The organism is Bacteroidota bacterium (assembly GCA_018698135.1).
Lineage (GTDB): Bacteria > Bacteroidota > Bacteroidia > CAILMK01 > JAAYUY01 > JABINZ01.
In genome coordinates, this window is record JABINZ010000088.1 from 1 (window position 1) to 9,401 (window position 9,401).

Sequence of the window (9,401 nt, forward strand, 5' to 3'; positions counted from 1 at the left end):
AGTTTAGTTGGAGTAAGAGCAGGTTTTGCACCCATAATTGGAATCATTTTGCTTCAAGCCTATAACTATTCAGTTACGTTTAGTGCAGGTATGGTAGCTTTACTAATTGCAATTATTTATATGAAGTATAGTCAAAGAATAGCAAGTAAAAGCTAAATCACAAATAAGAAAGATTCTATTCCATTGTTTTGGGGATAACTTTTCGTTTATATGGGCTTTAAAAACAGTCAATATTAATACTTTTGCTGATATAATAAATTAATTGAAACTAGCAGTTTCAGAAACAAAACGAGCGATTTTTAGTCAATTCTACTTACTGGTAGATATAAATTGCAACGATTAGGTAACCTTTTACTGAACACAGGAATAAATTTACAAATGCATCTTTCTGAGGACGCTCTTATAGAAGGCATAAGACAACACGATAACAGTGTACTTCAATATATTTATAAGAAATATTTTGAAACAATTAGAAATCTGATCAAGAAAAATAATGGAAATGATGAAGATGCTCAGGATATTTTTCAGGAAGCAATTATCATTATCTATAAAAAAATAAAGGAGGAAAAATTAGAATTAAGTTGTTCATTAAGTACTTATCTTTATTCAGTTTGCAGGCTTTTATGGCTCAAGCAACTGGAGAAAAAAAGAATCAGAGGTGAGACATTTGGAAACGGAGAAGAGATAGCGGAGTTATCATCAGTTATTGGAAGCAACTTTGAAAAAAATGATGAGTATAAATTATACCAATATCATTTTAACAAACTGAACAAAGATTGCCAGAAGGTATTAAGATTGTTTTTGGAAAAAGTTCCATTACGCGAAATCGCTGAGATTATGGGGTACAAGACTGAGCAATATGCAAAGAAAAGAAAGTTCGAATGCAAGAAAAAACTTGTAGACAGTATCAAGAATGACTTAACTTTGAGAAACAAAGACCATCATACCCAAACTAAAAACTAACATAATGAATGCCCACCACAACCAAACAGACATTATAGAACGCCACCTAAGTTCTGACCTAAACCCCGAAGAACAACTTTGGTTTGAAAATGAACTTAAAAACAATCCAAATTTTGCACGAGAAGTATTATTGCACAAAGACATTAATGGTGCTATTCTCGATTTGGATATTGTTAACCTTCGATCAAAATTGAATAGCATTGAAACGGATGTAACAAGCAAAAAATCCTTTACAAAGGAATTTTTCCAATTTAAATGGCAATATATTGCTGTAGCTGCTTCTATAACTCTAATGGTTTCGTTTGGATTAAAATTCGTCTCTCAATCGAATTACACGAATGATGAGATTTTCAATATGTATTATCAAAGTTATGAAGCGAATGGGATTGTTCGTTCTGCTAGTACGAATATAGATCAAGATTTGAGTGATGCCTTAGCACTATATAATGATAAAAAGTACAATGATGCACTTGTATTATTCAATCAGATTTTAGACAAAGATTATTCTAATATTTCTGTTCATTTATATGCAGGAATATCAAATATGGAATCTTTTAGCTATAAAAAGGCTATAGAATCATTCCAGTTAATTATTGATCATCAAAATAATCTTTATGTTGAACAAGCGGAATGGTATATGGCTATTTGTTATTTAAAAATGTATCAAAACGATGTTGCAAAATCCATGTTCGAAAAAATTGCTTATGAAGATAGTAGTTATCAGGAACAAGCAAAAGATATTTTGAAGAAATTATAAATTATAGGGTCAGCTTAGCTGGCCTTTTTTTTTGCTTTGATAGCAATAAAACCCACCACAAGTAATAATAAGAATCCACCAAAATAATACGGAAGTAAACTTTTTAGTTTCACGGGACTTCCAATCATTACGTAGGCCGACCAAAAATAGGGATGAGCTTTAAGCTTATCTGCATTCTGTAAATATGTAAGCTTAGCCTGCCAGAGCGCATAGTCCGAAGATTTGCTTCTTGCAAATAGTTTGTAAAAAGATGTCATAATCTCAAGTCCAGATTTGTCCTCAAGTGCCCAAAGTGTCATAATGATGCTGGGGCATCCTGCACTGATGAATCCTCGTGCCAGACTCATCACTCCTTCGCCTGCCTGAAGTGCGCCAGATCCTGTGTTGCAAGCACTTAATACGGCTAGCTTTGCATTTAAGTTCATATCATATAACTCATAGGTATTCAGCATGCCATCTTCCAATGAATCATTATTCAAATAGAAAACTAATTTGGAAAACATCGGATTATCATTGTTCACTATGGTATGCATGGCTAAATGCAAAACACCATAATCTGAAGCAATATCTTTAAATACACCTTCTGTAGCTTCAGCTCCTGAATATGCTTTTCCACGCATGCTTTTTACTATTTGCCTAATTTCATCTACTACACCAGGTAAGTTAACGAGGTATTTTTTGTAATCTTTTATACTTTCCGACCTCTCTGCATTTAAGTGATCATAATTCCCATATTCAGGAGCCATGGCTAATAGTTTCCTGGAGGTTTTTCGATTTTTTTTGAAATCTGTATAACTCAATGTTGCGGAGTATGAATAGCGAATATTAAAACGTTTAATTAAATAGTCCAATTTTCTATAATCTAGATTTAATTTCTTGGGTTTTGAACTTAACAAAACTTCAAAGGGTATATAGAAAAGAACATGATCAGGAATGATTGTTAACTTCTTAAAATTATTGTTTTTGAGGAAATTGTCTAGTATTGTTTCATAAATGATGGAAGAAGATTGAACATAAGCCACATAATTTTCATAGGCATTGTTTCCAAATTCACCTGAAATTAAATTATTCCGAATGATATTAACATGATTCACAAATTCATCACCCACATAAATTATTTGACCTTGGATACCGTTTTTGGTAATCAACAAAGCAATAATAACAGTGTCACCAATAACATATTCAATTAATGCTTCATCCGTATTTAGTTGCGATTGTACATGTTCAAGTGCTATTACTGAAGTCTCATATTTCAAATTAAAATAGCTAGGGTACTTTTCTTTGTATGTAATAATAATCTTTTCTTGCTGCTGTGTTAAATCAAATACTTTTTTTTGCCATCTATCAATCATTGATTTATCAGGGAATTCTGCTTGATCTTCTTTGTAAATCAACTCTCTGTATGTAGAAAGTTGTTTATTGATGTCCTTTTCCTGGTCGCTTATTTCTGCAGGAATATTACTAATACTTTTGGCGTCAAAGTCTTGCAGTGATGATAATAATATTGCTGCTTTACTTTTTTCAGCGATGTTAAATGCTTTTATTAAATATTGCTGGTCTTTGGTGATATGATGTAGTTGAATGGCAATTTGAGCTGATAAAACAGAATATTTTTTTTGATTGGAAGAAATAAACAGTTTGCTTTCTTCACTACTATAGTCAACTTGAATTATCTGAGATAGTTGGGTTGCTAGATCTAATGTAGACAGAGACAGCAACAATTTCTTGGAATTATTACCATCTGCCAAGGCAAAAAGTGCTTCAGCTTTTTTCTGAAAAATACTTAATAGGATAAGTGATGATGAGCTATGATTGATACCTGGATTAGATTCAATTCGTTTGTCATCAAAATCAGGAATTACCTGTGTAAATGCATTTTGCAATAAACTCAAGCATTTATTGAGATCTTTATTAAAGTAATAATCAGCCAAACTAATTGTTGATTTAGCAACATAGGGGTGTTTGTTCCCATATAGTTTTTTGTATATTTTGTTTGCATTTGTAAGTCTTTGTAGGGCCTCGCCATCTTTTTTGACGCTTAAACAAAAAATCCCATAGCTTAAATTAGCATTGGCTAATTCAATGTTTTCAACTTCAGATTCTTCAACCTGTTCAATTTGTTTTTGATAGAATTTTTCAGCCTTTTCGATTTCTCCCAACTTTGTATAGCAAATTGCCATATTGCCATATGGTAATTCTATATCAATATTTTCCCAAAATTCTTCTTTTATCTGAAAACATTTTTCTAAATACGCTATTGCATCTTCATATAATCCGTAACTAATATAAACACCAGCCATGTTTATATAAATGGAATATTGTTTAGCATATTTGCTTGCAGGATCCTTATCGGCTAGTGCAAGAGAATTTTTGTAGTATTGTAAAGCATGACTTAAATCGCCTAAAATCCTATAAATATTGCCAATATTTGAATAAATACTGTAGAGCTGAAGGTCATTCTGACCAAAAATATTGATAAAGATCTTTTCAGCACGCTGATAAGAAATTAGGGCTTCTTCGTAATTGCCTATGTTTTTATGCAATACTCCAAAATTTGCGTAAAAAACACCCAGCTGATAGTCCTTGTCGGTCAGAATCTCGTCATTAATGTTTTGACTTTCTATATAATAATACAAGGCGCTGTCAAACATTTCCTGTTGGTAGAATAATCGCCCAATATTTTGGTATATCATGGCCAGCTGCATATCTGGTTTTGCCTGGTTAGAAAGTTTGATATGCAATGCCTTATTAAAGCTTTCAATAGCACTTTCGATTTGACCGATGGCTTGATATATAGTTCCTAAGTTGGTATAGGTCTTAAATAGGGCAGGAGCTTTAATCCCTTTTGATTTCTTTCTATATTCTATTGATTTCAATGAATAACTACTTGCATTACTAACATCTCTTAAAAGTAAATGAACACCTCCTAATTCATGATACAAGTCAGGATATATATGTTTCGAAAAAGTTTGTGTCTCATCAAGCTTATTTTCAAGTGCAGTTAGAATTTGATTTGAGGCTTGATAATCGCCTAAATGTTTTAGGTTTTTACCATGTTCCAGGTGCAGTTTTGCCAGACTATAGGAGTTAATAATTGAATTTTCTTTAATAAAAGGATTTAAGATTTTGTTAATTCCTTCAAAATCTTTGTCAATGATTTTTTTATTTATTTCTAATAAAAGATTTCTAGAAGTAATTGTGTCGGTTTGGACTGCAAGTAATTGTGCATAAGTCAAAAACAAGAAGGATGCAAGAAGGCTAATTATCTTCAATGATTTATTAATGCTCATCTTATAAGTCCTATTAAATAACAACAACATGAATGAATTGTATTAAGTAACAATATTAAAAATTTCATGGGTCTGCTAGCGTAATAATTGTCTACAAACGAACATTTTTCGGTTGATAAGTAATAGATTTTGACTCCCAAATAATACAAATTGTTAATAAAGTTGCTAATTAAATATATATATGCTTATATTTGTTAGCAATTATGTTGTTTGAGTGTCCAAAATGTAGATCGGAATTGATTGTTAAGGCAGGAATAGTCCTGTCAAGACAGCGTTATAAATGCAATCATTGTGGATATTTTTTTTCTGTGAATAACAGGGGAAGGGCTAATCATATTAAAAGGCATGCAATCTATCTTTATTTGGAAGGTAAAGGCCTTAGGGCAATAGGTAGGATGCTAGGTGTGAGCAATGTTGCTGTCTTGAAATGGATACGAAATTATGTTGATAAAACGCAAATTTTACGTAATGATCCGCGCCATGTTGATAAGATAAGTTATGATGAAGTGGAAGAATTTATTAAAAAACGCAAATCGCTTGTGGATAGTGGTTGGCTTTTGATAGGTGTTGATGAGAACAATCCCGTAACATGTTGGATAACAAATAATAAGAAGTTTTGACTTATCCACAATGAAAAATATATAAGGTTAGCAAAAAAACAATTAATTGGAAAAAATAATTGAATAAAGGTAACCTTTTGAAGGTATAGCGAATATAGTAGCGCTTAAGACTTTTTTACTGTCTGATTTGGTAGAACAGGCAGTACTTTGTTAACTTTTTAAAATGTAGTTATGAAAGGAACATTTCAATCCTTGTCTAATGACGAACTCTACAATGTAAGGGGTGGACTGATGGATGGTGAGAAGAAGCCACCACCAGAAGGAACCGTAATTGTAGAAGACATAGACATCTGGATCCCAGTTGTCTTGTAGGCAATTTCATTAAAATTTATGGCTTAGGCTTACCACTGTTCGTCTTAAGTACACTTGCTAGTAGTTTCTCTGCTAGCAAGTTTTTTTTTGCTCTCATTTCATCAGATATTCACAAAACTGCGTATAACTTTATTAAGGAGAATTTATAAGCCTTGTTATTTTTGACAGTAGTCAGAGTAGGCTAAGAATTCATTTATGGCAAAATTTCCATTTTATAATCAGTTAGACGCAATGGATTGTGGTCCGAGTTGTCTGCAAATGATTTCCAAATATTATGGAAAAACCTATTCTATTCAAACTTTGCGTGATAAATGTTTTATTACACGTGAAGGAGTTTCTCTGCTTGGAATTAGTGATGCTGCTGAATCCATTGGACTTAGATCTAAAGGAGACAGGATTAATTTTGAACAGTTAAAAGCGGATGTTACCTTCCCAAGCATTATTCACTGGAATCAGAATCATTTCATTATTGTATACCGAATAACAAAAAATAAGGTATATGTGGCCGATCCCGCTCATGGCTTATTAAAATATTCTCACGAGGAATTTGTTAAAAGCTGGATACAGGATGGAAGCGAAAAAGGATTATGTCTGTTAATCGAAAAAGCACCTGACTTTCATTTAGTTGATGATGAAATTATCGATAAATCGGGATTCAAATTTCTTTTTTCCTATGTCAAACCCTATAAAAAATATTTATTTCAGCTAATTACGGGTTTATTAATTGGGAGTTTAGTATTGCTGCTATTTCCTTTTTTAACACAGCAAATAGTCGATTATGGTATTAATAATCACAATATTGGCTTTATTTATTTGGTGTTAATAGCACAATTAATACTTTTCCTTGGAAGAACATCTGTTGATTTTATTCGAGGCTGGATTCTTCTACACATTAGTACGCGAGTGAATATATCACTGATATCTGATTTTTTGATCAAGCTGATGAAATTACCTATAGGTTTTTTCGATATTAAAAAAATTGGCGACTTATTACAGCGCATATCAGATCATACGCGTATTGAATCTTTTATTACTAATTCAACTCTTAGTATTTTATTTTCATTTGTCAATCTCATCGTTTTTGGAATTGTACTTGGTTTTTATAGTTTGAAAATATTAGCAGTATTTATTATTGGTAGCTTTTTGTATGTTTTATGGGTCTATCTTTTTATGAAGAAAAGGAGGGTGCTGGATTATAAGCGATTTAATCAATTAGCAGATAATCAATCGAACCTGATTCAACTTATCACCGGAATGCAAGAAATCAAACTCAATAATTGTGAGAAGCAAAAACGGTGGGAATGGGAGAATATTCAGGCAAAATTATTTCGAGTAAATGTAAAAGGTCTTTCACTTAGTCAGAATCAGCGTGCTGGAGCTACAATTCTCAATGAATCAAAAAATATATTTATCACTTTCATAGCAGCAACTGCGGTAATAGGAGGTAGTATGTCCTTAGGTATGATGCTCGCTGTAGTGTTTATGATTGGTCAATTAAACAGTCCTTTGGAACAATTGATATTGTTTTTAAATAAAGCGCAAGATGCCAAAATCAGTCTGGAAAGATTAGCTGAAATTCATAAAAAGGATGATGAAGAATCGAAAGTAAATGAAAAAATCAGTTTTATACCTGAAGACAAAAGCATTTATATCAATAATTTATCGTTTCAATACGAAGGGCCACAGTCTGAGATGGTATTAAACGACATTAATATTTCTATTCCAGAAAAGAAAGTAACAGCTATAGTTGGAACCAGTGGAAGCGGTAAAACAACCCTTCTTAAATTATTATTGGGATTTTATGCTCCTACTAGAGGTGAAATAAAAGTAGGTGATATTAACCAACAAAGTTTGAATGAAAAAGTATGGAGAAATAAATGTGGTGCAGTCATGCAAGATGGCTTTATTTTTTCAGATACAATCGCAAGAAATGTAGCGATTAGCGATGAAAGAATTGACCAAAAAAGATTTTACAGCGCCATTAAAGTAGCCAATATTCAGCAATTCGTTCAAAATTTACCATTAGGATACAATACCAAAATTGGAGCTGATGGACATGGCTTAAGTCAGGGACAAAAACAAAGAATTCTTATTGCACGTGCAGTTTATAAAAATCCTGATTTTCTGTTTTTCGATGAAGCAACAAATTCACTGGATGCCAACAATGAGAAAATTATCATGAATAATCTGGATGAATTTTTTAAAGGAAAAACTGTAATGGTTATTGCTCACAGATTGAGTACTGTAAAAAATGCTGATCAAATAATAGTTATTGAAAAAGGAAAAGTCATTGAAATTGGAAGCCATTCTGAATTGGCTGAGCGTAGAAGCTCATATTACAACTTAGTGAAAAATCAATTGGAACTCGGTGTTTGATATGAAGGAAAAAAAACTGGAAATACGAAGCGAAGAAGTGCAAGATTTAATGGGGCAAGTCCCCAATTGGCTTATTCGTGTTGGTTCGACAGTTATTTTAATGCTTTTATTGATTTTGATTTTAGGAAGCTGGTTTTTCAAATATCCTGATATTATAGTTTCTCCTGTTAAATTGACCACTCAATTGCCTCCTACAGATGTAGTAGCCAGATCAAATGGAAAGATTGAAGCAATTTTTATTGACGACAATCAGCTAGTCAAGAAAGATGATATTCTGGCCATCATACAGAATCCGGCTAACTATTACGATATTAAAGCTTTGGAAAGTAAATTGGATTCTTTATTACCTTTTTTAGAAGACTTCACACAAGATTCTTATATACTTGTCAATGAGCAATATGAATTAGGCGAACTACAATCCTATTTTTCTGCATTCCTCAAGCAGTACAATAATTATTTACACTTTGTTGATTTAAATTATCATACACAGAAAATTCAATCGCTGAACAATCAAATAAACAGATACAACAGCTATTATGGTCAATTGTACAGGCAGAATAAAGTTTTAGAAGATGAACTTACCATTGCACAAAAGCAATTGGATCGTAATAAACAGTTGCTGGAAAAGGATATAATATCACAGTCAAGCTACGAGAAATTTGAAAGTGCTGTGTTGGACAAAAAGTTTGCAGTTGAAAAAGCAAAAACAGATTTAACAAATACCCGAATCAAAACGCAAGAGATTGAACAACAGATTTTGGATATGCAGTTAAGCGGGAAAGATGATAAGAGTGAACAGCAATTGGATTTAACTGAATCGTTTGATAATTTAAAAAGCAACATAGGGCAATGGATGCATAAGTATGTACTTTTTGCTCCTGTTGATGGAACTATTTCGATGACTAAGTTTTGGAGCGAAAATCAGAATGTTACTGATGGAGAGGCCGTTTTTGCCATTATTCCAGAAGAGTCATCTGAAGTTATTGCAAAATGCAATTTACCAATAAGAGGTTCTGGGAAAGTGAAAGAAGGACAGAAAGTAAATATCAAGTTTGACAATTTTCCCTTTATGGAATATGGTAT

At 32.3% G+C, this 9,401-nt stretch carries 7 protein-coding genes; 6 read left to right on the top strand and 1 reads right to left on the bottom strand.

What is annotated here, in order from left to right:
- From HOG71_05505 to HOG71_05515, 3 genes are all read left to right on the top strand, one after another.
- On the top strand, positions 1 to 156 hold a 156-nt coding region (locus HOG71_05505), incomplete at its 5' end, for a hypothetical protein (protein MBT5990291.1).
- A gap of 222 nt (positions 157 to 378) precedes the next feature.
- A complete protein-coding gene (locus tag HOG71_05510; GenBank protein MBT5990292.1) occupies positions 379 to 963 on the top strand; it encodes a sigma-70 family RNA polymerase sigma factor in 585 nt (194 codons plus the stop codon).
- Between the two features lie 4 nt (positions 964 to 967).
- Positions 968 to 1,720 (top strand): hypothetical protein, encoded by a 753-nt coding sequence (locus HOG71_05515; GenBank protein ID MBT5990293.1) that lies wholly within the window; start codon positions 968 to 970, stop codon positions 1,718 to 1,720.
- Between the two features lie 14 nt (positions 1,721 to 1,734).
- Here the strand turns inward: HOG71_05515 and HOG71_05520 are convergent, their stop codons facing one another.
- Complete coding sequence (locus tag HOG71_05520) at positions 1,735 to 5,010, bottom strand: CHAT domain-containing protein (GenBank protein ID MBT5990294.1); 3,276 nt, start codon at positions 5,008 to 5,010, stop codon at positions 1,735 to 1,737.
- A 422-nt stretch (positions 5,011 to 5,432) separates the two neighbouring features.
- On the opposite strand from HOG71_05520, the gene HOG71_05525 reads away from it, so the two are divergent.
- From HOG71_05525 to HOG71_05535, 3 genes are all read left to right on the top strand, one after another.
- Complete coding sequence (locus HOG71_05525; GenBank protein ID MBT5990295.1) at positions 5,433 to 5,630, top strand: hypothetical protein; 198 nt, start codon at positions 5,433 to 5,435, stop codon at positions 5,628 to 5,630.
- 507 nt (positions 5,631 to 6,137) lie between these two features.
- Complete coding sequence (locus HOG71_05530) at positions 6,138 to 8,318, top strand: peptidase domain-containing ABC transporter (GenBank protein MBT5990296.1); 2,181 nt, start codon at positions 6,138 to 6,140, stop codon at positions 8,316 to 8,318.
- 1 nt (position 8,319) lies between these two features.
- Positions 8,320 to 9,401, top strand: a 1,082-nt coding sequence (locus HOG71_05535) for an HlyD family efflux transporter periplasmic adaptor subunit (protein MBT5990297.1), incomplete at its 3' end; no start/stop codon positions are given.